The organism is Myxococcus sp. MH1 (assembly GCF_059738865.1).
Genome location: NZ_AP026947.1, coordinates 9,002,041 through 9,027,912 on the forward strand (window position 1 = coordinate 9,002,041; position 25,872 = coordinate 9,027,912).

The 25,872-nt window shown below is 69.6% G+C and carries 26 protein-coding genes; 11 read left to right on the forward strand and 15 right to left on the reverse strand.

Annotated features, from left to right (window positions below; genetic code table 11):
• Positions 1-78: 78 nt before the first annotated feature.
• Positions 79-687 carry a glutathione transferase GstA gene (gene gstA / locus AC6JA9_RS35485; RefSeq protein WP_408889212.1) on the reverse strand — a complete coding sequence of 203 codons (609 nt, stop codon included), beginning with the start codon at positions 685-687 and terminating at the stop codon, positions 79-81.
• A gap of 135 nt (positions 688-822) precedes the next feature.
• On the opposite strand from gstA, the gene AC6JA9_RS35490 reads away from it, so the two are divergent.
• The 6 genes from AC6JA9_RS35490 (at position 823) to AC6JA9_RS35515 (ending at position 7,154) form a co-directional block, all read left to right on the forward strand.
• A complete protein-coding gene (locus AC6JA9_RS35490) occupies positions 823-1,218 on the forward strand; it encodes a winged helix-turn-helix transcriptional regulator (RefSeq protein ID WP_473570994.1) in 396 nt (131 codons plus the stop codon).
• A 151-nt stretch (positions 1,219-1,369) separates the two neighbouring features.
• A complete protein-coding gene (locus AC6JA9_RS35495) occupies positions 1,370-1,966 on the forward strand; it encodes a hypothetical protein (protein WP_223751339.1) in 597 nt (198 codons plus the stop codon).
• A gap of 146 nt (positions 1,967-2,112) precedes the next feature.
• A complete protein-coding gene (locus tag AC6JA9_RS35500; RefSeq protein WP_497958472.1) occupies positions 2,113-3,024 on the forward strand; it encodes a bestrophin family protein in 912 nt (303 codons plus the stop codon).
• 77 nt (positions 3,025-3,101) lie between these two features.
• Complete coding sequence (locus tag AC6JA9_RS35505) at positions 3,102-4,508, forward strand: MATE family efflux transporter (protein WP_497958473.1); 1,407 nt, start codon at positions 3,102-3,104, stop codon at positions 4,506-4,508.
• Positions 4,509-4,764: 256 nt separating this feature from the next.
• On the forward strand, positions 4,765-5,400 hold the full coding sequence (locus AC6JA9_RS35510) for a CAP domain-containing protein (protein ID WP_223751336.1): 636 nt from the start codon (positions 4,765-4,767) through the stop codon (positions 5,398-5,400).
• Between the two features lie 341 nt (positions 5,401-5,741).
• Complete coding sequence (locus AC6JA9_RS35515) at positions 5,742-7,154, forward strand: hypothetical protein (RefSeq protein ID WP_267699546.1); 1,413 nt, start codon at positions 5,742-5,744, stop codon at positions 7,152-7,154.
• Positions 7,155-7,230: 76 nt separating this feature from the next.
• On the opposite strand, the gene AC6JA9_RS35520 is transcribed toward AC6JA9_RS35515, so the two are convergent.
• Positions 7,231-8,109 carry an aldo/keto reductase gene (locus AC6JA9_RS35520; protein ID WP_223751334.1) on the reverse strand — a complete coding sequence of 293 codons (879 nt, stop codon included), beginning with the start codon at positions 8,107-8,109 and terminating at the stop codon, positions 7,231-7,233.
• 234 nt (positions 8,110-8,343) lie between these two features.
• Here AC6JA9_RS35520 and AC6JA9_RS35525 point away from each other — a divergent pair, with 234 nt between their 5' ends.
• On the forward strand, positions 8,344-9,921 hold the full coding sequence (locus AC6JA9_RS35525) for a hypothetical protein (protein ID WP_223751333.1): 1,578 nt from the start codon (positions 8,344-8,346) through the stop codon (positions 9,919-9,921).
• On the opposite strand, the gene AC6JA9_RS35530 is transcribed toward AC6JA9_RS35525, so the two are convergent.
• The 3 genes from AC6JA9_RS35530 to AC6JA9_RS35540 all read right to left on the reverse strand — a co-directional run bounded on the left by AC6JA9_RS35530 (position 9,922) and on the right by AC6JA9_RS35540 (position 11,566).
• The gene (locus AC6JA9_RS35530; protein WP_223751332.1) at positions 9,922-10,434 is read right to left on the reverse strand and encodes a type II restriction endonuclease; all 513 of its coding nucleotides are present in this window, start codon (positions 10,432-10,434) and stop codon (positions 9,922-9,924) included. It lies immediately after the preceding gene.
• A gap of 97 nt (positions 10,435-10,531) precedes the next feature.
• A complete protein-coding gene (locus AC6JA9_RS35535) occupies positions 10,532-11,002 on the reverse strand; it encodes an NUDIX hydrolase (RefSeq protein WP_267699544.1) in 471 nt (156 codons plus the stop codon).
• Positions 11,003-11,095: 93 nt separating this feature from the next.
• Entirely contained in the window at positions 11,096-11,566 is a 471-nt protein-coding gene (locus tag AC6JA9_RS35540) for an NUDIX hydrolase (RefSeq protein WP_223751330.1), read from the reverse strand.
• A gap of 207 nt (positions 11,567-11,773) precedes the next feature.
• On the opposite strand from AC6JA9_RS35540, the gene AC6JA9_RS35545 reads away from it, so the two are divergent.
• On the forward strand, positions 11,774-12,952 hold the full coding sequence (locus AC6JA9_RS35545; protein ID WP_497958474.1) for an IS256 family transposase: 1,179 nt from the start codon (positions 11,774-11,776) through the stop codon (positions 12,950-12,952).
• Positions 12,953-12,995: 43 nt separating this feature from the next.
• On the opposite strand, the gene AC6JA9_RS35550 is transcribed toward AC6JA9_RS35545, so the two are convergent.
• The 6 genes from AC6JA9_RS35550 to AC6JA9_RS35575 form a co-directional block, all read right to left on the reverse strand.
• A complete protein-coding gene (locus tag AC6JA9_RS35550) occupies positions 12,996-14,111 on the reverse strand; it encodes a DUF2380 domain-containing protein (RefSeq protein WP_497958475.1) in 1,116 nt (371 codons plus the stop codon).
• Between the two features lie 352 nt (positions 14,112-14,463).
• On the reverse strand, positions 14,464-15,810 hold the full coding sequence (locus AC6JA9_RS35555) for a hypothetical protein (RefSeq protein WP_497958476.1): 1,347 nt from the start codon (positions 15,808-15,810) through the stop codon (positions 14,464-14,466).
• Between the two features lie 121 nt (positions 15,811-15,931).
• On the reverse strand, positions 15,932-16,186 hold the full coding sequence (locus tag AC6JA9_RS35560) for a hypothetical protein (RefSeq protein WP_223751327.1): 255 nt from the start codon (positions 16,184-16,186) through the stop codon (positions 15,932-15,934).
• A 489-nt stretch (positions 16,187-16,675) separates the two neighbouring features.
• Complete coding sequence (locus AC6JA9_RS35565) at positions 16,676-17,578, reverse strand: hypothetical protein (RefSeq protein ID WP_141332606.1); 903 nt, start codon at positions 17,576-17,578, stop codon at positions 16,676-16,678.
• A 44-nt stretch (positions 17,579-17,622) separates the two neighbouring features.
• Positions 17,623-18,489: a DUF6345 domain-containing protein gene (locus tag AC6JA9_RS35570; RefSeq protein ID WP_223781497.1), complete on the reverse strand. Its 867-nt coding sequence runs from the start codon at positions 18,487-18,489 to the stop codon at positions 17,623-17,625.
• Positions 18,490-18,655: 166 nt separating this feature from the next.
• Entirely contained in the window at positions 18,656-19,336 is a 681-nt protein-coding gene (locus AC6JA9_RS35575; RefSeq protein WP_223747237.1) for a MotA/TolQ/ExbB proton channel family protein, read from the reverse strand.
• A gap of 286 nt (positions 19,337-19,622) precedes the next feature.
• On the opposite strand from AC6JA9_RS35575, the gene AC6JA9_RS35580 reads away from it, so the two are divergent.
• From AC6JA9_RS35580 to AC6JA9_RS35590, 3 genes are all read left to right on the forward strand, one after another.
• Positions 19,623-20,189, forward strand: coding sequence for a hypothetical protein (locus tag AC6JA9_RS35580; RefSeq protein ID WP_223781496.1), 567 nt, complete (start codon positions 19,623-19,625; stop codon positions 20,187-20,189).
• A 42-nt stretch (positions 20,190-20,231) separates the two neighbouring features.
• Positions 20,232-20,780: a P-loop nucleotide/nucleoside kinase family protein gene (locus tag AC6JA9_RS35585; RefSeq protein ID WP_497958477.1), complete on the forward strand. Its 549-nt coding sequence runs from the start codon at positions 20,232-20,234 to the stop codon at positions 20,778-20,780.
• Positions 20,781-20,929: 149 nt separating this feature from the next.
• Positions 20,930-22,024 (forward strand): glycosyltransferase family 4 protein, encoded by a 1,095-nt coding sequence (locus tag AC6JA9_RS35590; protein WP_408889202.1) that lies wholly within the window; start codon positions 20,930-20,932, stop codon positions 22,022-22,024.
• A gap of 6 nt (positions 22,025-22,030) precedes the next feature.
• On the opposite strand, the gene AC6JA9_RS35595 is transcribed toward AC6JA9_RS35590, so the two are convergent.
• Genes AC6JA9_RS35595 through AC6JA9_RS35610 form a run of 4 tightly spaced genes read right to left on the reverse strand, consistent with a single transcriptional unit; the run spans position 22,031 to position 25,645 of the window.
• Positions 22,031-22,630, reverse strand: coding sequence for a carboxypeptidase regulatory-like domain-containing protein (locus tag AC6JA9_RS35595; RefSeq protein WP_223747233.1), 600 nt, complete (start codon positions 22,628-22,630; stop codon positions 22,031-22,033).
• Positions 22,630-24,288, reverse strand: a complete 1,659-nt coding sequence (locus tag AC6JA9_RS35600) for a caspase family protein (protein WP_497958478.1) — start codon at positions 24,286-24,288, stop codon at positions 22,630-22,632. The genes AC6JA9_RS35595 and AC6JA9_RS35600 overlap by 1 nt, the downstream gene beginning before the upstream one ends.
• A 10-nt stretch (positions 24,289-24,298) precedes the next feature.
• Positions 24,299-25,069: a hypothetical protein gene (locus tag AC6JA9_RS35605; protein WP_497958479.1), complete on the reverse strand. Its 771-nt coding sequence runs from the start codon at positions 25,067-25,069 to the stop codon at positions 24,299-24,301.
• Positions 25,070-25,072: 3 nt separating this feature from the next.
• Positions 25,073-25,645: an RNA polymerase sigma factor gene (locus AC6JA9_RS35610; protein WP_141333301.1), complete on the reverse strand. Its 573-nt coding sequence runs from the start codon at positions 25,643-25,645 to the stop codon at positions 25,073-25,075.
• Positions 25,646-25,872 lie beyond the last annotated feature (227 nt).

Here is a 25,872-nt window from a genome sequence, read left to right on the forward strand (position 1 = left end):
GTCGACGCGGGACACATCCCCCCGGCGAGTACGAGTCGAAGCGGACTGAAATCCTGGCCCGGATGTGAGGCCGGGACGTCAGACGGGCAGCCCCTCGGCCTCGAGCGCCTTGCGCACCGCGGGACGCGCGGTGACGCGCTCCATGAACGCGAGCAGGTTCGGGAAGCCGGACATGTCCACCTTCACGTACTTCGCCCAGCGGGTGACGGTGTAGAGGTACGCGTCGGCGATGCCGAAGGTGTCCCCGAAGAGATAGGGACGCGTGGCCAGGCGCTCCTCGAGCAGCTGGTAGCGCTTGAACAGGTAGGCCGTGCGCTCCTCGCGCACCTCGGCCGACGTGTTGGGGCGGAAGAGCGGAGCGTAGGTCTTGTGCAGCTCGGAGTTGATGTAGCCGAGCATCTCCTGCACGCGGTAGCGCTCCAGGCTGCCCGCCGGAGGCACCAGCCCCGCCTCGGGCCGCAGGTCCGCCAGGTACTGCACCAGCGCGGGGCCCTCGGTGAGGACGTCGCCCGGCTCCAGCTCCAGCGCCGGCACATAGCCCTTGGGGTTGACCTTCCAGAAGTCACCGCCCGACTGCATGACCTTCGTCTGGGTGTCGACCTTCTCGAGCTGCAGCGTGAGGCCCGCCTCGTGCGCGACGATGTGGGGGGACAGCGAGCAGGCGCCCGGCGCGAAATAGAGCTTCATCGGCTTCCTCCTGGTGGGTGGGAACGACGGCGCATGAGTAACGGGGCCGGGTTACTTCTGGAAAGTAGCGCGGATAAGGTGAGCGCACTTTCCACTCACCCCGCGGTAACTCCACTCACCTGGCGGTAAGTCCCCATGTCCCTGAAGCTGCGCAAGAGCAAGGCCCCACCGCCACCGCCCGGCTGTCCCATCCATGCCTGCATGTCGCTCCTGGGTGGAGCGTGGACCACCCATGTCGTCTGGCAGCTGTCCGGCGGCCCGCGGCGCTTCGGCGAGCTGTTGCACGACATCCCCGGCATCTCACCCAAGGTGCTCACCACGCGGCTGAAGGAGCTGACGGCGAAGGGCGCGGTGACGCGCGAGGTGCGGCCCACGTCTCCGCCCTCGGTGGAGTACGCGCTGTCCCCGCTCGGAGAGGAGCTGGTGCCGGTGCTCCACGCCATCGTCCGGGTGGGCACGCGGCTGCGCGAGGTGCCCCTGGACCCACATCGCCACGAAAGGCCCACCCGCCGCGCGCAAAGACAGACCTGACCCCTCCTCGATGTGGCCCCAGGTCCAAGTGCCGTCTGGTCAATGCTTGTCACGCCAGGAGCCCGACAGCCTCCTTGCCCCCAGGTGTCGGTCCCCACGGCGCCAGGGCACGTATCCGTATGGTGTATGCCCATCAACCCAAGGGGCATTCATGCGTTGTCACGTGTCGGGCTTCGTCGCGGGGCTTCTCGTCATCGCGGGGTGTGGTGTCGGACCGGAAGCGCTGGAGCCGGAGCCAGGAGCCTCGACGAGCCCGGCAGAGGTCGGCGCCGCCGAGCAGGGACTGCTGACGCTGGTGACCTGCGGAGGCACGGTCATCTCCACCTTCGACCCGCCCCTGAAGAACGAACCGCAGGACGTGGTGGCCTCGGCGGGAGGCGTGCTGTCCAACTGCCTGCTCTCGGGACTGACCGCCACCTTCGTGCCTCGGACGGGCCCCATCAAGGCCGCGTCGTGCCTGGACCTCCTGCACTCCAGCTACGGCACGCTGCGGCTCATCTGGAGTGAGCCGGGAAACCCAGCCCCGGGAGAGTCCGAGGTCCTCTTCTCCGCCACCGTCATCGGGGTGGGAGACGTGGCGACGACCATCACCGACACGGGCACGGTGAGGTCGGGGAGGTTCGCGGGCGCGACCATGGTGCGGGTCAGCACCTACGCGAACGACCTGCTCGGCAACAAGTGCGCGTCGCCAGAAGGGCTCGCCACGCTCAACGGGTCCGTGACGTTCGTCCTGACCAGGCTGTTGTGAGCCCTTGGAGGCACGCCAGGGACTGCCCCGAGGTGCGCTGAGCCGACGGGCGGGGGCTCGTCCGCGCGGATGCCCCCGATGAGTCCGCCTTCAACGAGGCCGGGGCGTCCCCACCCTGCCCCGGCCTCGCGTGTTACAGGGGCGGCATGATTGTCCGCCCGCGAATGCACTGGCTTCGCATGCTCTTCGTCTGGCGTGGCTCGGTCATGCCACGCATCTTCCCCCGGCTCGGCTTCTTCCTCGCGCTGGCGTGCCTGGCCGTCGTCCTGCAGCCGCTGCCCTTCGACCTGAAGTTCAACCTCCGGGAAGGTCCGCTCGGCCTGTTGGGCGTGGCGCTCGCCATCTTCCTGGGGTTTCGCAACAGCACCGCCTACGACCGCTTCTGGGAGGCGCGCAAGCTGTGGGGCTCGCTGCAAATCGTCTCGCGCTCCTTCATGCGCCAGGCCCTCTCGCTGCCCACCCCCGCCCTCTCCACCGAGGAGCGCCGCGAGGTGACGGACCTGCTCCGCGCGCTCGCCCTCACGCTCAACCACCAGCTGCGTGGCACCCCCGTGGCGCTCGACACCCTGCCCCCGGGCGTGCGCGCGTGCGTGGAGCAGACCGGGCAGCGCGCCCCCCGCGTCATCCTGGCGCTGGCGGACTGGGTGGCCCGGATGCGGCGGGAGGGACGGCTGGGCGAGCTGCTCGTCGCCCCGCTCGAGGCCAACCTGGACCGCTTCTCGGAGGTGCTCGGCGGCTGCGAGCGCATCGCCAGCACCCCCATCCCCTACGTCTACAGCGTGATGCTCCACCGCACCGTCTACATCTACAGCCTGCTCCTGCCCTTCGCCCTGGCCGGCAGCCTGGGCTGGTCCACGCCCCTGGTCTCCGTCTTCGTCACGTACACGTTCATCGCGCTCGACATGGTGACCTCCGAGCTGGAGGACCCCTTCGGCACCGAGCCCAACGACTTGCCGCTCGACGCCCTGACGCGGAACATCGAGCGCGCCGTGCTGGAGCTGGCCGGCGAGCCCCTCCCTCCACCCACACGGCCCGACGACAGCTTCCTGCTCACCTGAGGCCCCACCGGTTTTTTCCGGTGTCTCCCGCGCGACACCATATTACGCTCATCATACGTCACGCGGGAGCGGGAACCATGCAGGTGAAGAGCGCACTCTCCTCGGAGGCCGAGGCCAGCGGCGAGCAGAAGGCGGGCGCGGACATCCGGCAGGCGCTGCTGCACGGGCCCATCCTCCCCACGCTCTTGAAGCTGGCGGTGCCCACCACGGTGGTGCTGGTGGCGCAGTCCTTCGTCGGCGTGGCGGAGACCTGGTACGTGAGCTTCCTGGGCACCGACGCGCTGGCGGGCGTGTCGCTGGTGTTCCCCATCTTCATGTTGATGACGATGATGTCCAACGGGGGCATCGGCAGCGGGGTGGCCTCCGCGGTGGCGCGGGCGGTGGGCGCGCACCGCAACCAGGACGCGGACGCGCTGGTGTGGCACGCGGTGGTGATGGGCGTGGGCCTGGGGCTCGTCTCCACGCTGCTCGCGTGGCTGGGAGGCCCCGCGCTCTACCGCGCGCTGGGCGGCGAGGCGGGGGCGCTGGACGCGGCGGTGGAGTACTCGAACTACCTGTTCCTGGGGGCCATCCCGTTCTGGGTGGTGAATCTCCTGGCGGCAGCGCTGCGAGGCGCGGGCAACGTGAAGCTGCCGGCGAAGGTGACGCTGGCGGGCGCGGGGGTCCTCGTCGTCATCTCCCCGGCGCTCATCTTCGGCGTGGGGCCGCTGCCGGCGCTGGGCATCGCGGGCGCGGGGCTGGCCATGGACCTGTTCTACCTGGGCGCCGCGCTCTGGCTCCTCAAGCACCTGGCGTCGGGGCGCACCTCGCTGCGGCTCGCGCCCTCGCGCCTGGAGGGGCGGCTGGTCCGAGACATCCTGCGCGTGGGGCTGCCCACGGCGTTCAGCGCGGTGCAGCCGAACCTCACGGTCATCGTCGTCACCGGCGCGGTGGGCCTGTTCGGCGTCGAGGCGCTCGCCGGCTACGGCATCGCCTCCCGGCTGGACTACCTGCTGGTGCCGCTGCTGTTCGGGCTGGGGACGGCGGTGCTGACGATGGTGGGCACCAACGCGGGCGCGGGGCAGCTGGAGCGGGCGCGGCGCACCGCGTGGGTGGGCGCCTGGCTGGGCTTCGGGGTGACGTCGGCCATCGGACTCGTCGTGGCGGTGGCGCCCGGCCTCTGGCTGCACCTGTTCAGCCAGGACCCTGCGGTGCTCGCGCCCGGGGCGCTGTACCTGCGCATCGTCGCGCCGTTCTATGGCCTGCTGGGCCTGGGCTTCGTGCTCGGGTTCGCCTCCCAGGGCGTGGCGCGGGTCTTCTGGCCCGTCGTCGGAGGCACCGCGCGCATGCTCATCGCCGCGGGCCTGGGCTGGCTCGCCGTCTCCCACTTCGGCGCGGGCCTGCCCACCCTCTTCGCGCTCGTCTCCGCCGCCCTCGTCGCCTTCGCGGCCGTGACGAGCGTGGCCACCCTGGCCGGCGCCATCTTCCGCGAGGGGCCCCGGTAGCGCGCTTCATTCCCACGAAGTGACGCGGACAGGGGTGATGGAACATTCCGGCCGGCAAAGGAAGACAAGCCACGTGTGAGGAAGGGGGCCAGGAGCGCCACGATGTCCTGGTAAGATTTGCATCGCATTGAGCGCATGGCCCCTCGCCCGAGCAGCCGGGCGCCGGGTTCCCTCTCGACATCCCGTCGGTCCTCGCCAGGATGAGGAGACCATCTCGTCCGGAGATGGCCACACCTCTGACTCGAAAGGATTCGCGATGCGATGGAGCTCCGTCCCCCTGTTCCTGATGGGCGCCGCGCTGATGGGCGGCTGTGGTGGGCCCGAGACGCCGTCCGCAGGTGGCCCCGGTGGCGCCCCGGAGGAAGGCACCCTGATTCCTCCCATGCACGTGGAGACGGGAGGCGCGCCCTCCGGCACCGGCTCCGTCACCGCCAGCGCCATCTGTAGCGACGTGGCGACGTGGGACCCGGCCTGGGCCGCGTTCGAGGAGCAGGTCCTCGTGCTCGTCAACCAGAAGCGCGCGGCCGGGGCGACCTGCGGCGGCACGGCCTATCCCCCGGCGCCCGCGCTCACCATGAACGACCAGCTGCGGTGCGCGGCGCGGCGACACTCCAAGGACATGGGCGTCAACAACTTCATGAGCCACACCGGCTCGGACGGCTCCACGCCCTGGCAGCGCATGACGGCGGCGGGCTACTCCTACCGGCGCGCCGCGGAGAACGTCGCGGCGGGCTACGCCACGCCCACGGCCGTGGTGAACGGCTGGATGGCCAGCAGCGGCCACTGCGTGAACATCATGAACGCGCAGCTCGTGCACATCGGCGTCGGCTACTACAACGCGCCCTCCAGCACCTACAAGCACTACTGGACCCAGGCGTTCGGCGCGCCTTGAGCCTGTCGCACCCGGGCCCGCGCCTCACCGGCGGGCCCGGGGCAATGACTGCTCATCCAACGCCGTATCGCGGGATGAGTCAGACCTCACCACCCGTTTGCCAATCAAACCTTCACGCGGCTGTAGCGCTCCTCGCCACGCGTCGGACGGATTCGTGGCGGAATGGGTTACGCCCTTTCGTCCACCGGTCGACACTCCCACCTCCCCTCGGGTCGGGGAGGTCCGGGGGCTGTCTCAGGAAAAACAAACAATCCATGTCACGGGCACGAGACCTGCTTTGACAGACACCACGCCCGGCAATCCCTGTCGGCCGTGCCTCCTGTCTCATAAGGGGTTTCCCCATGTCATACCGTCCCACGCGGGGTCTTCTGGACCTCGTGCTGCAACCGCTGCGCTCGCTGCCCCTGTCCGTGCTCGCGCTCGGAGGCCTGCTGCTGGCCCCGATGGCCCGCGCCGCCGACCCCGACCCCCAGGCGGAGAAGGGCGCCGCGGCGACCATCACCGGGCTCTCCCTGGTGGGCGAAGGCGGACTGAAGGTCCGCATCCAGTGGGCCGACAACCAGGAGCTCCCCTCCGGCCTCGTGCTCACGTCCTACAACGGCAAGGACGAGGGGACGGCGAGCGTGGAGGTGCAGCCGGAGCCCGGCAAGGAGACGGAGATCTCCCTGGATGGCGCCATCAAGGAGTTCTGGGAGACGGGCTGGTCCCAGCGGCTGGTGCTCGAGGACAGGGAGGGCAAGGAGACCCTCCTCACGCAGCCCTACAACCTCAACCTCGACTGCCCTGACGACAAGGAGTGCCAGCTCACCGTGGCGCCGGGCGCGGGGACGAGCGGCGACGTGCTGCACGTGAGCGAGGAGCTGGACGCGGCGCTCGCCGAGGTCGCCGCGAAGGCCGGTGAGGGCAAGGAGGTCGACCTGCTGGACGAGGTCGTCGCCATCAATCCCGCCCTGCGCGGCCAGGCGGTGGCCTACTCACTGGCGCTCTCGAAGCTCCAGGTCCAGGGCCCCTGCACCTGCGTGTGGCAGGCCGTTTATGGCCAGAGCCCCTCGGGCTCCGGTTACAGCGTCTACATCAACAACAGCGGAGGCATCGTCAGCGGCACGAACGGCCCCGGCGCCAAGCACGCGCTCACCGCCCTGGGGCGCAATGGCATCTCCTACGGGTTCTCCGGCATCAGCCAGGTCAACCTCCGGCTCAACTGCTCGCGGTGGATCATCACCTATTACATCGAGTGGATCGTCACCTGGCCGGGTGGCCCGCGCTTCCCCATCCTCGTTCCCCGCCTGAGCATCGCCGCGTGCACCTCGACCTGCCGGGTGCGCTTCGACCACCAGGGCCGCATCAGCGGCTCCACCTTCGCGGCCTATACCAGCCCCGGCGCGGCCACCGCGTACGAGCAGGGCTCCTATCGCGTGGACGGCACGTATCTGTTGAACACGAGCGCCAGCAACGGCGGGTTCTTCAACCAGCTCAGTGGCGTGTCCCTGTTCTCCAACGTCGGCACCATCGGCCGCGTGGACTCCTACGGCTACGTGTATGCCTACTCCCCGACCTTCCCCTACTTCGCGTCGGCGTCCATCTCGAATGGCCACTCCATCGCCATCCACGGTCAGTCCTCCTGCCCGAACGGGCCCTATGGCCACGCCGCCGTGTGGACCTACGGTACGTCGCAGGGCACGCCGCAGACCACCAGCCTGCGCAACTCCATCCGGAACTTCTTCCTGAACTGGGGCATCTGGACCAACCCCTGAGTCCCGAAGCGGAGTGATGGCGCCCCGGAGGCCAGCCCGAGCACCTGGGCCGGCCCCCGCCGGGGCGCCGTCGTCTTCAGCGGCCCGAGGCCTGGGCGTCCACCGCGGCCAGCTCGTCCTTGCTCAGTGAGAGCTCGGCGCCCGCGAGGTTCTCCTCCAGGTGCTTCACCGAGGAGGTGCCCGGGATGGGCAGCATCACCGGCGAGCGGGCCAAGAGCCACGCGAGGGCAATCTGCGCGGGGCTCGCCTGGTGCTTGCGCGCCGCCGCGTCGAGCGCGCCGCCCGGCTTCGCCAGCCCGCCGGTGGCCAGCGGGAACCAGGGGATGAAGCCCAGCTGCTCCTGCTCGCAGTACGCCAGCACCTTCTCGTGCACGCGGTCCGTGAGGTTGTAGCGGTTCTGCACCGACACCACGTCCACCACCTTGCGCGCGCGCTGGATGTCCTCGACGGAGACCTCCGACAGGCCGATGTGGCCGAGCTTGCCCTCCTGCTGGAGCGCCTTGAGCTCGCCCAGCGACTCCTCGACGGGGACCCTCGGGTCGATGCGGTGCAGTTGGAACAGGTCGATGCGCTCCAGCTTCAGGCGGCGCAGGGACATCTCCACCTCCTGGCGGAGGTACTTGGGCGCGCCCACCGGGTGCCACTGATTGGGGCCGGTGCGCACCAGGCCCGCCTTGGTCGCGATGACCAGCCCCTTCGCGTACGGGTGCAGGGCCTCGGCGATGAGCTCCTCGCTGACATAGGGGCCGTAGGAGTCGGCGGTGTCGATGAAGTCCACCCCCAGCTCCACCGCGCGGCGCAGCACGCGCACCGCCTCCGCCCGGTCCTTCGGCGGGCCCCAGATGCCGGGGCCGGTCAGCTGCATGGCGCCATAGCCCAGGCGATGGATGGGCAGCACTCCGCCCAGCTTGAAGACGCCGCTCTTTTCGACAGGTCGTGACGAGGTGCCGCTCATGGAACGCTTCCTCCTTCTCTGAAGGTAGGGCGCGTGGATAACGCCCCTGGAGGACGCCTGCTCGCCGCGATGACGGGCGACGGGGCCTGCGTCCCCCCGGGCCCTCCAGCCGGGGAGCGGGCGTGCTCGACGTGGTGCGTCGCCCTGGGGGCTTGCGGCTCCCCGATATCCTTTTCGACCCCGAGCGTTCCAGCCCCGCCACTGAGTTCTCCGACGCGACAAGGGAGGCCATCGATGCACCGAGCCCTGGCTGGTCTGGTGTTGCTGCTCGCGGGTTGTGCGAGGAACGTCCGTCCCCCCGAGCAGGCCGAGGCCACCCAGCCCGCCCCGCCGCCCGTGGAACCGGAGCAGCCGAAGTACGAGCACATCTTCCTGATGCCGCCGGAGCGGGCGCTCGCCGAGGCCGCGAAGCTCTTGAAGAACGAAGGTTGGGTGCTCCAGCCCATGGAGGACCCCCGGCTGCTGCTGACCGAGTGGCGCGCGGCGCAGATCGGCACGAAGTCCTGGGGCTACCAGAGCGACGGCGACCACACGCGCTACCTGGTGTCCAGCGAGTCCCTCTCCGAGCGCGAGTGCATCATCCGCATCTTCCGGATGAAGCGCGTCGCCTTCAGCAACGACGTCGAAATCAAGCCCGAGGCGAGCGGCGCCATCCACAACCGCTTCGTGGGCATGAAGCGCTTCGAGGACGAGTTCCGCGCCCGGGGCGCGCCGGTGGAGCTGGCGCAGCGCGAGCGGGACACCGCGGCGTGGGTGGAGCTGGACGGCGCCACGCAGGGGACGCGGGACTTGGAGCTGGAGCGGCAGCTCACCCTGATTCTGGAGTCGCGCCCCTCGCTGGAGACGCTCACCGGCTCGCTGAAGCTGTCGCGGGATGACTCGTTCGCGCGGGATCCGACCTTCTATCTGCGGCGGTGGAAGGAGCCGGTGCAGGAGCCCTGTGAGCGCAAGGTCCCTGGGTTCCAGCCGCTGCTGAAGGCGGGGCTCACGGTGCTCATCGGTGAGCAGTTGGGCACGCGGGAGGTGCCGGCGAGCGTGGGAGATTTGATGTGCGAGGCCTCGCAGGCGGGCCATGCCGTCACGCTCGCGCTCACCGTGCCCGACAAGGAGCAGGCGCGTATCGATGCGTACCTGGCGAGCGCGGGCAAGCCGGCGGACCAGGACGCGCTGCTCGGGGGCCACTTCTGGCGCAAGGTGCAGCAGGACGGCCGAGGCAGCCGCGCGATGATGGACTTGCTGGACCGGGCGCGGGCGCTGAAGGCGCAGGGCCGTGCGATTTCCGTGGTCGCGATGGACACGGACATGAGCCAGGGGAAGGCGCGTGACGCGCACATGGCGGGCAAGGTGTTGAAGCCTCGCGCCGCGCGGCCCCAGGACGTGTTCCTGGTGCTGGCGGGCAATGCGCACACGCGGCTCGGGGACGCGGACTGGAACGATGACTTCGTGCCCCTGTCGCGGCACGTGGTGGAGAAGCACCCGGACGTGAAGGTGCTGGAGGTGGGCTACGCGCAGGGCCGCCGCTGGGGTTGTGACGTGGAGCTGAACGGGGACATCACGTGCAACGTGATGGGCATCACCCCAGGCCCGGTGGTGGAGATTCGTCCCCAGACGCCCGTGGGTATCCGGATGCTCCCCAAGGTGCACTCGGAGGGGTTCCATGGCTTCCTGGACGTGGGGGCGCTGACTGTGTCGCTGCCCGCCATCGCCTTGCGAGGACATGAACCGGAGGCGCCCGCCGCCGAGCCCGCGAAGCCCCAGGTTCCCACGCCAGCGGCCAGTGGGGCGGCGACGACGCCCAGGTCCGCGCCGTAGCTACCGGAGTCGGGGCACCAGCTCCGGCACGGGCGGCGCTTCCGGGTGCCAGCCATTCAGGGAGGAGCGCTGGCCGGGCTGGCGCTTCTCGGCGCGCCACTCGATGCGCTCGGATGGGGCGCGCACGTCCAACGAGAAACAGATGACCCAGTGCGCGGTGTACTCGTCGAGCGGGAAGCGGCTCTGCACCAGCGGCTCGCGAATCACCACGCCCCCGGACATCCCGGTGGACCAGCGCACCTCGATGTCGACGGCGACCTTGGCCCGGTCCGAGTCGTCCTTCAGCAGGGTGAAGTGGGGATACACCTCGGGAGGTGCATCGACGACGCGCAGGCCGTGGCGGTCCGCGATGTCGACAAGCAGCGGCTGACAGTAGAGCTCAAGCAGGGACGCGAGCAGCCGTGAATCCAGCGTAGCCAACTGCGGCTGGGTGACGGGCTCCAGCAGGCTGCGGACAGCAAAGTGGATGTCTTGACGTCGAACCGCCGCGGCGAACTCGGTTTGCAGGTTCACGAGCGTTCCCCCCACCTGATTCCCCGCAGCATTAGTCGAACCCGCCCCCCGCCGCCAGTTCCCGCCGCTTCCGGCCACGAGGGGCTACCCACTTCGTTCAGGCTTCGTCGTCCGGCAGGAGCGTGCGAAGCAACTCGACATCAGGACCGAGCGGGCGCCAGCCAACGGGCGGGGGATTGGCGAAGAGAGCGTCACTCGCGCGGTCAACACGCTCTTGGTGTGTTTCCGGGGTGTAGGCGAACCACTGTCCGAGCGCTATCGCAACATCCGTTCGTGCCTCTCCCTCCAGTGCGACAGGCCAGCCACCAGGGAGATGTTCGTACAACTCCCTCACGAGTTGCCCGCGCACCAATCGAGTGAGCCTCTTGTTGCGCTCAGCCTCGGCGACCAGTCCCTTGAAAACCTGAACGCCCGCAACGTCATCCGGGCCAAGCTCCTCTGCAAGCTCGATGAGGGATGCGGTGGGGCGGTCCTCGGCAAAGGCAGTGACCGAGTCGTAGCCTCGCTCGCGGACCCGTTCGTACAGGCGAGCCTTGATGTTGCCCTGCCAAGCTGCTCCGTCGCTCATCGCCTTCTCCTCTGCATGACGTCCAGATTGACTCGTGGCGGCGCTACAACGTGGTGCCCCGCCTCACCCACTGGCGGGGCCACCATCTCCGGCTCAGGCTTCGTCGTCGGGTAGGAGAATGCGGAGCAGCTCATCGTCGGGGCCCATCGGACGCCAACCGGGCGGCGGCGGGTTTGTGCGAAGCGCAGCTCTGGCGTGCTTCACGCGCGCCTCATGCGTCTCCGGGGTGTAGCTACTCCAGCGAGCGAGGGCTTGGGCAACATCGAATCGGTTTGTGTCATCCCGTACAGAGGGCCACCCAGTAGGAAGGCTCGCATGCAGTTCACGCACGAACTGCCCACGCACCAAACGAGTGACCTGATGGCTTCGCTCCGCTTCAGCCACGAGCCCGCTGAACACCTGCACTCCGGCAACATCGTCAGGCCCCAGTTCCTCGGCCAGTGCCGCGAGCGAAGCAGTCGGGCGTGCCTCGGCAAATGCGGTCAGCGAATCGTAGCCGCGCGCTCGGACGCGCTCATACAGACGGGCCTTCCAGTTCCCCTGCCACGAACGCCCGTCGGTCATCGGCTCGTCCCCTTCATGAACTTCATCGGGATGTCGTACTCCTTCAAGTATCCCGCGATGAGCCTCAAGATCTCGTTCCGCGTCAACCGGTCGTGTCCCTATAAGTGTGTAGTCGGCGAGCAGGGACGAGCGGGAAAGAGGGAAGCTCCTCGGTGAAACCAACCGAGACGGTCTCCCCCTGGCAGGGGAGCCGAGGAGTTCCCTGAAGTGGACGATACCGAGTTTGCCGCGCCCTCGCACGAGGAGGTGCGCACCGACGTGCGAGGCCTGTTCCTGGGAGCCATCCGCATGACGCTGGAGATGCTGCTGGAGGAGGAGATTCGAGGGCTGGTGGGGGCCGGGCGCTGGCAGCAGGTGGCAGGGCGGAAGGACCAGCGCAACGGCAGCTACCTGCGAGGCCTGCTGACGTCCATGGGGCACCTGGAGGTGGCCGTGCCCCGGACGCGGGCCAGCGGCTCGGCGGAGGCCGTCCTGGGCCGCTACAAACGGCGCAGCGAGGAACTCGACGAGGCGATTACCAGCGCGTACGTGCAGGGCGTCTCCACGCGGAAGATGGGCCGGGTGACGCGAGCGCTCATGGGGGCGGAGGTTTCGCGTTCGACGGTGAGCCGAGTGACGAAGTCCCTGGAAGAGAAGGTGGAGGGCCTTCGCACCCAGCCTCTCACCCAGGCCTTCCCCTACCTGTACCTGGATGCCACCTTCCTGGACGCCCGGTGGGCGCGCACGGTGCAGAACGTCTCGGCCCTGGTGGCCTACGGCGTGGGAGAGGATGGGCACCGGCACCTGTTGGCCGTGACTCTGGGGGGCAGCGAGTCGCAGGACTCCTGGCTGGAGCTGCTGCGCCAACTGCTCGAGCGAGGGTTGAGGGGCGTGCGCCTGGTCATCGCCGACGGGCACGCGGGACTGGCCGCCGCGGCCCGGCAGGCACTGCCCGAGGCCCAGCTCCAGCGCTGCACGGTGCACCTCACCCGGAACGTCCTCGCCAAGGCGCCCTGGCGCCTGCGCGGACGCCTCGGCAAGGAGACCTCGGCCGTCTTCGAGGCCCCCTCTCTCCTGGACGCCAGGAAGCGTCTGGAGGCGCTCCAGTCCGGACTGGGCCGCCAGATCCCCGAGGCCATGGAGTGCCTGCGCGAGGGCTTCGCCGCCGCCACCTGCTTCTTCTCCTTCCCCAAGGCCCACTGGAAGCGCCTGCGCAGCACCAACGGCCTGGAGCGTCTGCACGGCGAAGTGAAGCGCCGCATCCGCTCCGTGGGCGCCTTCCCGGACCGTGCCAGCGCGCTGCGTCTCATCACCGCCGTCGCCCTCGAAGTGACTGGTATCTGGGACGACCGCCGCTACCTCGACATGACCCTGCTCAACTCAACCCCAGACACTGCCGCTGCTTGACCCCGCCAAGGAGCATTCCTCCCCCGAACCCCCCTCCGAACAACTACACACGATTCGGGACTTGACCCGTCAACCTCTGGCCGTTTTCTGCTTCAGCCTCCCGCAGCACCTTCATGATCATCCGGTTCCACTCCCCGGGCCATGTGCGTCCCAGCCTCCAGTTCCCCCCTCCGTGAATCGCCTCGTGATGGGCCTGCTCCAGGCGGACACAGAACTGGTCGATGTCCATGTCGCCCTTGAAGCCGCGCTGCTCGAACCACTCGCGGTGCTCCTTCGGCATGACATGGTGCCTTGGCACCTCGGACATGCCCGCCCCAGCTCTACCCGTCACCCGCATACCGCGCACCTCCGGACTGTCCCCCAGCGCGTCCTTCACGCCCTTGGGCAAGTCCTGGTTCGCCTGGGCCATCATCACCTGCCCACCGTGAATACGGACCGCCGCGCTCACGACGGGAAGCGAGATGACGCCCGCTTGCACCAGCCTTCGCATCATCTCCACCCACTCGGCGGAGACGACCAGTCGCGAGCCCGCCATGACGCCGCCCGAACTCATCACGAGCCCCACGCCGAGCATCGCGGGCGAGGAGGGTGGCGGCCTGGGGAGTGACATCTTCAGCGTGGAAATCAGGGCCAGCATCTCCATCACCTGCACCGCGACCATGACCTTGCCGCCCTGCTCCATGGCCAGGCGCGCGTCTCGCTGAATCACGTCGAACTCATGAGTCAGCTTCCCCATCAGCTCGGGCATCGCGAGTGCCGCCGCCTCCACTCGCTCGGGGTCGCGAGAGGCGAGGTCCGCGAGCGTGGGCTCCATCAAGCCCTGAACGCGGTGGAGGTCCACGAACAGCTTCTCGTCGCCGCACATCGGGCACTCGCGCAGCAGGACGTCGGAGAGCTGGAGGAAGTCCACCCAGGTGGCGAACAGCAGGGCACCGAACATCGCGGACTGGAGCCGTGGACCCGCCATGCGAAGGAGTGCCAACTCCAGCTCCGAGTCCCCCACCTCCGACGCGCCCCCCGCCAGCATCGTCGCGCTTCCGAGGGCGCCGCGAATCCACGCCACTTCATGGGCGCCCTGGTCGAGATAGCGCGTGAACGCTCCCCCACTGAGAGCCCTGCCACTGAACACGGGAGCGCTCTTCGCGAGTTTGGAGAACATGGCTTCGGACTCCTTCAGCGAGTCCTTCACCTCGTCGAGGGAGTCAAGGAAGGCTTGCCGCGCCGAGGCGGCTTGCGGGCCTCTGCCTCCGACAGCTCCAGATGCGGTGCCAGGTGCTGCCTTCGTTCCCTCACCTCGTGGCCCGACATGACGGAAGAGGCGCTGCCCAGCCCCAGAGCCCGCGAGGGAGTACGGAGGGGAGCCGGAGGCATGAGGACCTTCGTCACTCAGCACGTCCACCCGCTCGGGAGAGGTCGTCCCGCGAGGCGTGTAGTTCAGCGTTCCGCCACGCACGGGAGCATGCGGCACCGACGCGCATCCCGTGGCCAGCACCACGACCAGGAGCAGGGCTTCAGCGCGCATTGTCCACCCCCACGCCCGCCGAGGCGAAGGCCCCCGGCCGCAGCGTCCCTTCCGCCGTGGGGAACAGCAGCGTGCCGGCCGTCCCCATCGCGTAGAGCTTCCCGCCGAGGAACCTCCAGCGGACCTCCGCCGCGCCCAGGTAGCGAGCCCCGGGCTTCCAAGCTCCAACCGCGAGCCCCTTCAACGCGACTTCCAAGGCGCGCTCGAAGAGCTGCACCGCCACGCGACCGTCCACGTCGACGCGCCCCCACGAGAAGGCTTCCGCGCCCACCGAGAGGCTCAGGTGCTTGTAGGGCCCTCCGTAACTGACTGCATCCCACTCCACGAGGGCTTCTCCGAATGCGGAGTAGCCGCCCGGGAAGTGCGCCTCCGCGAGCGGCACGCCGTCAGGGCCCGCCGCCTGGAAGCGCGCCAGTTCGTAGTCCGCGCCGAAGAAACCTTGCCGGAAGCCACCATGCTGGCGCCTCGCCTCCAGCCTAAGGCGCAGGTTGAACCTCTCGGAGAGGGAGTCCACCCCGCCTCCCATGACAGCGCCCCAAGCACCGCCCTCTCCCGGCTGCCCGCCCCACCCCGCGTTCACGTAGGCCTCCATGCCGGGCCGCACCACCATCACCGCCATGGCATCCAGGTGGGCCAGCGTCATCGAGGGCGCTGCTCCTCCCGCTCTCCCCCAGTCATGGGCGGAGGACAGGGCCAGCGTGTACCGGCCCCGCTGCTCGGGTTGCCCGAAGAGGATGTGCTCCAGGTCCAGGGAGAACTCCGCGCCCACCAGCCGCGCGCCGAGCACATCCGAGGCGAACGCTTCTGTGTAGAGCGGACCCAACGTGCCCGTGAAGATGCCCCCAGCCGGGTGGTAGTCGGGATTCGTGCGATTGGAGTAGCGGCGGACGAGATGGCCGGACAGGAGGCGGTATTCCTCCAGCGCGCCGAACCAGACGCCAAGGGGCGCGTCGTCGGAACCCAACTTGAGGCCGCGAACGAGCTGCCCCCAGTCCGAGAGCGTGTCCCAGTCCTCGCGACGCACGAGGGTCCCGCCGTCGTTCCCGCCCCACAGGCGAAAGCGCACGGGCGCTCCCACGTTGACGCCGAACTCTGGACCACCGTCGAGGATGAACGTGGGCGCCACCTGCACGAAGCCCTCGTCATCCCCCGTGCCAGCGCGAGGCAGCAACGCGAACGACGTGGTTTCCACGCGCGTCAGGTAGTGCCACTTGCGCGCGGGTGGTGCGGCCGAAGCGGTGGAGGCTTCTTCCTCCGGGGCCGAAGGCTCCGAGGCCCCTCCTGTCGCCGGCAACAGCAGCAGCGCGGCGGCCAGACAGCTTCGCTTCCTGTGCATACACGCCTCCTGTGCGTGCCCCGGGATGAGGCACGAAGAACACACGCCTCCCGGTCGGCTGGAGCGAGTCGCGCCGCGCCGATGGTGGCTCCGTGGTGGTGAAGGGAACGGGGTGCCGCCGCTACGCGGTCAGCGGCTTCGTCAACGTGCGACGGCGCGGAGCTGCACCGGGCTCCGTTGCCACCGGGTTGACAATGCCGATTGCGAAGCTCGCGTCGTCCATGCGCGCATGCACGCAGGCCAAGGCCACCGCGACCTCCGCGCTCCCGTAGAGGATGAGCGCCTCGGAGAAGCCGCGGTCACGCGCCTGGGCAACGGACAGCAGGGTGTTGAGCGGCAACCCTGCGACGCTCTCCATCGTCACACGCAGGCCCATCTCCGACTCGAAGAGGCCATGGACGCGCGCGATGCTCGGGCGACATGGGACAGCGCTCCCGGCAGGCCGAGAGTCAGACGGATTGGACATGGGCAGGACGCTCCGAGTGCCAGCGCAACAGGGGTCGCGCAAAGGCAGACTCAAGGTACTACCAGTCCTTCCACATCTGAACGACGTGACAGGTCCAAAATGCTCGAATCACTATCGGCAAGGAGAACGCACGCTGGAATAGTCCAGCCGTCTGGAAGCTGGGCCTCCGTGTAGCGCCCTACTGCAACTCAAAACCTGCAAGACCCGCAGGGAGCAGACCGGCCGGGCCACTCGCCACGGCGTGAGCACGAAGCGCTTCCACCAACTCGGCGTGAGCGAAGAGGCTCGCCCCCCTGAGGATGACGAGCCCTTTCAACTGGAGGCGGCGGGAATCGAAGCCGCCACCCTGCCACCCTCCCCGTCCACCAGAGGCCTGGGCGAGCAGGTGACACAGCGCGACTACGGGACGGCGTTCACATCCACGTCAATCACCCGAGGCTCCTCGGTGTGGGTGTCCGTGTTGACGGAGGGCAGCGAGGCGTTGACCTGCAGCGTCAGCGCCCAGGTGCCGTCGGTGAGCTGGCGCGGCACGTACTTCCAGCTGAGCCGCACGCGGCCCGTCGTCAGGCCCTCGGCCACGAGCGCCTCGGTCGCCTTGCGCTCGATCTCCGCCGTGCTCAGGCGGGTGCGCAGCAGGTGCCCCTCACGCGCCAGCGCCGGCCACCGGATGAGCGCTCGCTGGAAGCCACCGTCCACGCCGTGCGTCACCACCGCGCGGTGCCCCTGCACGCGGATGCCATTGATGGCGCGCAGCACGAACGTCTTGTGACGGTGCAGTTCCGCGGGCGAGACCTCGCCCACCTCCTCGTTCTGCAGGAAGGACTGCACCTGGCGAATCTCGCCAATCTCCCCGGAGGGGATGCCCCAGCGCTGCAGTCGCGCCACGGCGTTGCGCTGCAACACCCCGGGCTCCTGCGGCGTCGCGGGGCCGCTCTCCACCTTGTTCAGCACCAGCACGCGGCCGGACGAGATGTCCCGCTCGAACCGCCAGGACGGCGACTCCAGGTCGCGGCGCGTGCCCAGCTCCTCCGCGACGGTGAAGGACTCGGAGGTGCCGATGAGCCCGCGCTGGACCATCGCCTCGTTGAAGGCCGAGGCCGGCAGCAACTGCGTGGGAAGCGCGCCCGAGGGCAGCGCGGCGATGCCGCTGGAGTCGAAGGCGAAGCTGACGGTGGTCGCCGCCTGGGCCACCTGCGCGGGCGCCGTGTCCTGGCCCTCCTCCGCCAGGGGCGCCGCGGTGTCGCAGCCGAGCAGCGCGGTGAGAGGCAATGCGGTCAGGAATCGGATGAGTTGGGTCTTCATGGTTTCAAAGTCCGAAAAGAATGGATGGGTGGAGAGAGGAAGGCTCAGGGCAGCTTGCGACCGTTGTCCGGGTTGCAGCCGCTCACGTAGAAGTAGGAGGAGCCCGTCTTGCTGCCGGTGTTCTTGCGGTCCCTCCACCCACCCGCCTCGTACATGCTCTTGCGCTTCGCCTTCGAGTCTCCGAAGACGATGGAGACCGGGCAGTCGTCGTAGATGACGCCCCAGTCGTAGGCCTCATCAATCCAGTTCTCACCGACGCCGTCGTTGCGGGAGTCCTCCAGGTAGTCCTCGAGGTAGTCCTTCACGAAGCCGCCGCACGACGAGTCGCCGTGGAAGGCATTCCAGACGCTGAAGCCGCTGGTGGCCGTCACCAGTTGCTGGCGGTAGCCACCCCGCTCCCAGACCTCGATGTTGCCGGACCGGCAGGCCTTGATGACGGCGATGTCCAGCTTGCCGTTGCCCAGCCGCATGTGGCTGTCCGTGAGCGCCGAGCAGGAGGGGCTGTTGCTGCCCATGACCAGCGAGCTGCGCGGCGTGGACACCTCGTGGCCGCCGTGCGTGTGGATGAAGATGACGTCCGCGTCGTCCACGCCCGCGTTGAGGGCGGCGTCGTTGGACTCGCCCACCGCGCCCTTGGCCGGGTCCGTCCACAGGTCCCGCGTCACGTTCATGTTGGAGAGCGTGCGCACGTCGGACCAGAGGCCGGAGTTGCGCAGCGACGTGAAGTAGCTGGCGAACGCCGACGCCGTCTGGGTGTGCACCGAGTGCGACGAGCCCGAGCACTGCCCGGAGCCGCCGAAGTTGGCGATGCCGTAGGCATGCGTCTCGTTCGCCAGCGCCGCCGCCGGCACGAGCAGGGCGCCCGCGAGCGCGCCTGCCAGCCACTGCTTCTTTTGAGTCCGAATCTTCATGGTCCAGGTCCCCCTCGAAGGAGGGCGTGCCCGCATGGCACGCCGGAGACGGGAAGGAGCGCGTCGCGCTTCTGCTTCCCGGCCTCGGCACCTGAACGAGCCTGGGTCCGGATATTCCCGGCCGTATTTTCCAGGAGGATTCGGAAGGCCGCGCGCGGCGCCCGGCTCAGCCCGCCGCGACGCGGGAGCGCTTGAGGACCCGGGCCACGACGTCGAGGAACTCGTTGCTCGCCTCGGCGAGGTCCACGGCGCGCGCGTCCACCCAGCCCTGCAGGGAGTTGTAGCCCATGACCGCGGGGATGGCGACGAGCAGGCCGAAGGCCGTCGTCACCAGCGCCTCGGAGATGCCGGTGGAGATGTTCCCGATGCCGCCCGCGCCCGCCTCGCCCATCTGCTGGAACGCGGTGACGATGCCCATCGTCGTCCCGAGCAACCCCACGAAGGGCGCGGTGGAGGCCACCGTCGCCAATTGTCCCAGGCCGCGCTTCATGCCCTGCACCTCGCGCTGCGCCTGTCGCTCCAGGTTCCGGGCGACCGACTCCATGACCTCGTTGCGGTCGTCATCGGAGGCGGTGCGATAGGCCGTCAGGCCGGCGCGGATGGTGCGGCCGAGGTAGCCCACGTCGGGCCCCAGCTTGACGTGGGCGGCGGTGTCGAAGTCCCCGTTGGCGAGCAGCGTGGCCAGCTCCGAGGCGAACCTGCGCGAGTTGCGGCGCGCGGTCCGGAAGACGAGCGCGCGCTCGACGAGGATGAGCAATGACAACACGGACATCACGCCCATCACGATGACGATGAGCTTCGCGAAGGGGCCCATGTGGCCCCACAAGCCAATGAGGGTGAAGTTCATGGTGATTCGAAACGCGCCTCCTCGCGCGTTGGCCCCGCGACGGAGCCACTGGGGGAACGACGACTCGAGCACTCGCGAAGCAAGGTACGCGGCGCGGACGGAGGCAGGGCGTTTGCCTTTCCATGAGTCAGTCATGGTTGCGTCATGGGCGGCGACGGGCTCCCCGTGAGGCATTGCGCATACATCCCAGGACAGACGTGGACCCGGGTACAGTTCCAGGACGCCCCGCATCCGGGTCACCGTACGCGCCATCGCCGCCACGTCGGCGGCGGAAGTCGGAGGAGCCATGTCCGGACCTGCTCGTGAATCTTCCTGGAACCGATGGGGCGCGCTCGCGCGGCTGCTGGGACTGCTGGTGGCGGCGCTCCCCGCCCATCAAGCCTTCGCGCAAGCGGCGGTGGTGAGCTGTCCCTCGGGGACCAACTCGGTGACCTTCAACCCCGGGCTCACGAACGAGCCCCAGGACGTCCTCATCACCGGAGAGACGACCTACAGCCTGTGCGCCACCGTGCTCGGCCCCCGTGTGACCACCGCGACCTGGTCCGTGGGGCCGGTCCTGTTCCCCGGCAACTCGTGCGACAACTTCCTCTCCACCTACCGCAGCACCCTCACGTTGCAGTGGGACACCGGAGAGACCTCCACCGTCCTCTTCACCACCGTGAAGGTCTCGCTGCAGAGCACCACCTTCGCCTTCGTCCAGACGGGCACGGTGACCGCCGGCAAGTTCGCCGGCAACCGCGCCGTCCAGACCATCACCTACCTCAACGAGGACCTGGAGAACGGCTGCAATTCGCCGTCCGGCCTGACGCGCCTGGACGGCCCCGCCACGCTGACCATCGCGCCGTTGTTGTGAGCCGGAGCACCTCGCCCGGGGCCCTGGGGTACGCTGGGCAACATGAGCGCACCGCGCGTCATCCTCGTCTCCGGTCCTTCGGGTGTCGGAAAGTCCACCGTGGCACGGAGGCTGACGGAGCAGTCACCCGAGGCCCGCTCGGTCCACCTGCCGTCGGATGACTTCTATGCCTACGTGCGCCAGGGCTACCTCGAACCCTGGCGCACCGAGGCCCATGGCCAGAACACCACGGTGATGAACGCGCTGGTCGCGAGCGCCACGGCCTATGCCGCGGGCGGGTACGAGGTGGTGGTCGATGGGGTCATCGGCCCCTGGTTCTTCGCGCCCTGGCTGGCCGCCGCGCGCACACACCCACTCGACCTCCGGCTGGTCATCCTCCTGCCGGACGAGGCCCGGACGGTGGCGCGAGCCCAGGCGCGCACCACGTCGGACGCACTGACGGACGCCGCCGTGCTGCGTGGCATCTGGCGCGGCTTCCGTGACGCCTCCCTCCCGGAGGGTCATGTGCTCGACACGGGCGAGCAGGATGCCGCCGCCACGGTGGCCGCCGTGCGCCTGGCGATAACTGAAGGACGGTTCAGGTTGGTGTGACGATGTCGGCACATCCACCATGCATCTTCTCGCACGTTGAGAACCGCGCCGTGGCGGCTCATGGGCCTTAACAAGGCCCACGGACTGAAGTTAGGTGGGTGCCGTGCGCGGCATGTCGCCGCCAGCCGCGACGGACGGACGTGCAAGCGATGTCGGCGCCTCCACGCATTGCCTTCGCCATCGAGACGACGCTCGGCAACGCCGTCTTCCTGCAGAACCTCAAGAGCGCCATGGCCGCGCGCACCGACATCACGCCGGTGTGGCTGCCCATCGACGAGCACGCGGACGACCTCTGGGAGGGCCTGCCCCTGGTGCGCTCGCGCCTGTCGCTTCGCGGAGGGCTGAGGACACGCTCGGCGTTGAATCAGGCGCTCGCGCGGGCCCCGGTGCAGGCCGCCGTGGTCCACACGCAGCGCATGGCGCACCTGGCGCACGACTTCATGGGGCGCGTGCCCAGCGTGGTCTCCACGGACGCCACGCCGAGCGGCCTGGAGGACTATCTCCGCTACTACGGCCTGCGCTCGCAGCACGCCGGCTGGGTGGGCAAGGCGAAGAACGCGCTGCACCGCCGCACCTACTCCATCGCGAAGGGCATGTTGTCCTTCTCGGAGTTCACCAAGCGCTCGCTGGTGGAGGAGTACGGCGTTCCGCGCGCCCGCGTGCACGTGGTCTGGCCGAGCGTGGACACGCGGCTGTGGCGTCCGGCCCCCGAGCGCAAGGCACGGGACGGCGTGGTGCGGCTGCTCTTCGTCGGAGGGGACCTGGGCCGCAAGGGCGGGCACCTGCTCCTGCGCTGGGCCCGGGAGACGCGACTGAGGAACTGGCGGCTGGACCTGGTGACATCCGACACCTTCGAGGCGCCGCCCGGCGTCCGCGTCCACACCGGCGTCCGGCCCAACTCGCCCGAGCTGATTGGGCTGGCGCAGGCGGCGGACCTGTTCGTGCTGCCGACGATGGCGGACATGTCCTCGTGGGCCATCGCGGAGGCGAAGGCCGCGGGCCTCGCGGTGGTGGCCACACCCGTGGGCGGCGTGGGCGAGCTGGTGCGGGACGGCGTGGACGGGCGGCTCGTCATCCCGGGCGACTACCCGGCGCTCGCGAGGGCCCTCGACTCGCTGGTGTCGAGCCCCGACACCTTGCGCACCATGGGACACGAGGCCCGCCGCATGGCCGAGGAGCGGATGGACCTGCATGCGACGTGCGACCAGATGCTCGCCTTCATCCGGGGCGTCACCGGCGTCTGAAGTCCGCTAGTCGTCGTCCTCCTCGTCATCGTCGTCGGCCTTCTCCAGGACGACGTCGTGCAGGCGCTCCTCGCCCTCGCGGACGCAGACCTGCTCCTCCTTCTTCGCGTGCTCCTTCGCGTCGACCTCCAGCTCGTAGCACCCCTCGGGCAGGGGCCCCACGCGCAGCTCGCCCGTCGACGGGTCCACCGGCAGGTCATCGAAGGGCGTGCCATCCACCTCCACCTCCCCCTCCTCGGGCACGTTGCCGTCAGGCCCCCGCAGCCGCACGGTGATGAAGGCGCCCGGCGGCGCGTCGATGTCTCCCACGTCGATGATGCGAGCCCCCTGCGGCACCACCCGCACCCGGGCCGCGTGCGTGCGCGACGCCAGCACGAACAGTTCCACCGTCCTGGCGGGCACGCCCTCCAGCTCGAAGCGGCCGTCCGAGGACACACCGGTCATCAGCTCGGACTCGCCGAACACGCTCACCCACGCCACGTCGGCATCGGCGCCGAGGATGCGCCCGCGCACGGTGCCCTCCCCCAGCTGACCATTGTTGAAGCCGCCGCAGGCCCCCAGGAGGACGAGCATCGACAGGAGCCACGGCTGTCCAGGCGCACGCATCAGAAGCGATACCCTCCGCTCAGCCACAAGCCACCGAAGCCCACCGCGCGAGTGCGTCCGTCCACGGGCACATAGGCCCAGAGCAGCTGCCCCTTGGCCTCCAGCACCCACCGCGCCCCCAGCTTCCATGACACTCCCGCCATCCAGCCAGGCCATACCGTGAAGTAGCGCTCATCCTGTTTCAACAGGTCCAACTGGAAGGAGCGCTCCATCCACAGAGCGGCCACACGAGGCCCCGTGGACACGCCCAGCCGCCCCCACTCCCACGACGGCCCCACCGTCAGCCCCAACATCACCGCCCGGTGTCGCACCGGCACCGCCCCACCCAGCTCCAACTGGAGCGCCTGACGCCCCTGCCCCACGGCCAGGTCCACGCCCACATCCAACCGCTCCTCGAGCAGCAGCCCATGCCACCGCAGGCCCGCGCCCGCCATCAACGTGCGCGGGAGGACCTCGCGCCGGCTGCGGGCATCCAGGAAGCCCAGCACGCCCATGTCGAGCGAGACGGTGCGCCGAGGCCCCTCCGCCTGCTCGCGCAGCATCGAGTCCAGCGCCCGACGCTCCCCGGGACGCAGCACCACCGTGTCCTCCCACAACACCGCGCCGCCCTTGTGCAGCCCCAGCCGGCGGTTTCCCTCCGGGAGCGCCACACCGCCGGGCAGCTCCCCCGCGTCCACGCCATCCACCTTGAGCGTGAAGCCCTCCAGGCGAGGACTGTAGGAGAACACCTCCGGCTGGCCGGGCTGGGACAGGGCGCCGGAGAGCAACACCGGGTCCGCGCCCACTTCCGTCATCCGCACGCTCGGGCGCTGGCGCCCCTGCGTATACGTCCACGTGTGGCGGCGCGCCCAGTCGTGCGCCTCGGTGGCGCTCACCGCGCCGTCGCGGTTGCGGTCCGCGCGCCCGTCGAGCGCCTGGACGAAGAAGTGGGTGTAGATGTCATTGCCGAGCGCGTCGTCCTCGCGCGCCGCCTCGCCCCAATCACTGGCGGAGAGGACGAGCGACGCGCGGCTGTCCTCCTCCAACGGGCGAGGGAGGAACGCGGCCTTGGTGCGCTCCAGCTCCGAGCGCACCGACTCCGGCAGCAGCGACTTGCCCGTGCCGCTGTGGCACGTGGCCAGCACCAGCACCCGGCGCAGCGAGCCCAGCCGCTCCAGCGCCTGCTCCAGCACCACCATCTCCAGCCCCGTGCCCTGCACGTCCCGGAAGCGCGTGTCGCGCATCACCAGGTAGCGCTGGAGCTCGCCCCGCGTGTCGCGCGCGAGCGTGCCGTGGCCGGAGACGTAGACGACCACCACGTCCCTCGGATTCCACGCGCGCGCCTGGAGCGTCCGCAGCGCATCCAGCACTCCCGCGCGCGTCGTCTGCTCCGGACGGTTGAGCACCGTCACCGAGGCGAAACCTCCACGCCTCGGGTCCGCCAGCACGCGCCCCAGGTCCTCCGCGTCCTTGCCCGGATAGCGCAGGTCGTTCCAGGAGTCGTCGTCGTACTGGTCGATGCCGATGAGCAGCGCGTGGCGCTCCCCCTCGTGCGCCGAGGCGAGGCGCGCCGGGTCCAGGCGCACCTTCACCGCCTTCCCCTTGTCCCGCGCGCCACCGCAGGCCGAGAGCGCCACGAGCACGAGACAGAAGACGAACTGGAGCCGGAAGCGAATCAAGGGCCCACGCTCAGCGAGCGCCCTCCGGAGTCACCCGCAACCCGAGCCGGGCCAGCGTCGCCTCTTCCGGCACCCGTCCTCGCGCGAGCGCCGCGTCACGAGCCTCCCGGGAGCCCTCCCCCCGGGGCCACGCGGCCAGCACGAGGGTCCTCGGGCCCTGCTCGCCCTCCAGGGACACGCCCGCCAGCTCACCGTCCTCGCGCAGGTCATGCGTCCCCGCCTCCAGCGTGTAGGCGCCCAGCATCTGCAAGGAGCCGTCGGGCGACTCCAGCGCGAGCAGCGCGTCCGCCAGCTCGCTCGCGCGATAGCGCACCAGCACCACGGCCTCGGGAGGAAGCTGCGCTCCATCCGTCAGCGGGCGCAGGTTCCCATCCGGCATCCGGGCGAGCGCCGTCAGCTCCAGCGACAGCGCGGCGCCGCCCTTCAGTCGCACCGAGGTGCCCGGCTGCCCGCCCGTCAGCATCGCGGGATGGAACGCGAAGGTGACCATGGCGGCGACAGCCACCGCCACCGCGCCGGAGAGCCACAGGCGCCGAGACGGACCGAGCCGCTTGCGCAAGCGGGCCCAGCCCACCGCGTCCTCGCGAACAGGAGCCAGGCTCCCGAGCGCCTCGTCCGTCATCGCCTCCAGGCCGAACGCGTCGTCGTTCTTCTCGAGGAACGCCTCGCACTCCTCGCAGGGCCGCGACAGGTGGTCGGCGAAGTACGCCACCGCGTCGGGCGCCTTGTCCCGCAGCGCCCGCCAGCTGTGCGCATCCAGGTGCCTGCTCGCGTCACCCATGGCTCATCCCACTCCCGCGGCCAACAGCCGCGACAGCAACTGGCGCTTCACCCGCGCGCGGAAGCGCTCCAGGCGCATTGTCACCGCGCTCTTGCCCAGCCCCAGGCGCTCGGCGATCTCCCGCGCGCTCAGCTCACCCTCCAGATAGAACAGGCGCACCGTCTCCTTCTCGGGGCCCTCGGGCAGCGCTTCAATCAACTCGCGCACCACCGCCACGCGCCGCTCCAACTCCAGCGCCGGAGGAATCGCGGGCGTGGTCGACTCCAGCTCCAGCGCCAGGTCCTCCGCCGCGCGACCTCGCAGCTGGGCGCCCCGGCTGAGCGACTGCGCGTGGTGGCGGGCAATCGTCACCAACCAGCTCCCGAAGGCGCGGGGGTGCTGGAGCCGGGGCAGCTCGCGGAAGGCCCGGACGAAGGTCTCCTGGACCACGTCCTCCACCTCCGCGGGCCCCAGCGCCGAGTAGCCCAGCGCCACGCGGCGCACGGCCCCATGGAAGCGCTGGTACAGCTCGCGGTGCGCGTCCTGAGCCCCCTCGGCTGCCCGCCGGATGCAGGTGGCGACCTCCTCCTCCGTCACGCCCGCTCTCCCCCGCCCATCCCCCACGCATCCCCACGTGCGTCCACCTGGGAGCACACGAAGAGGGCTCCGGACCACCGGAGGCACTCCCATCTCGAGGCACGCGCACAAACCATGTCTCCCCAGTCAGTACCTGTCTCATGGGAAGGAGTCACGGGCCCCGTTTCGGCCACGCCGCCCTTCATGCAGGCGAGGTGATGTGGCCGATTCGGGCCTCAAGGCTCCTT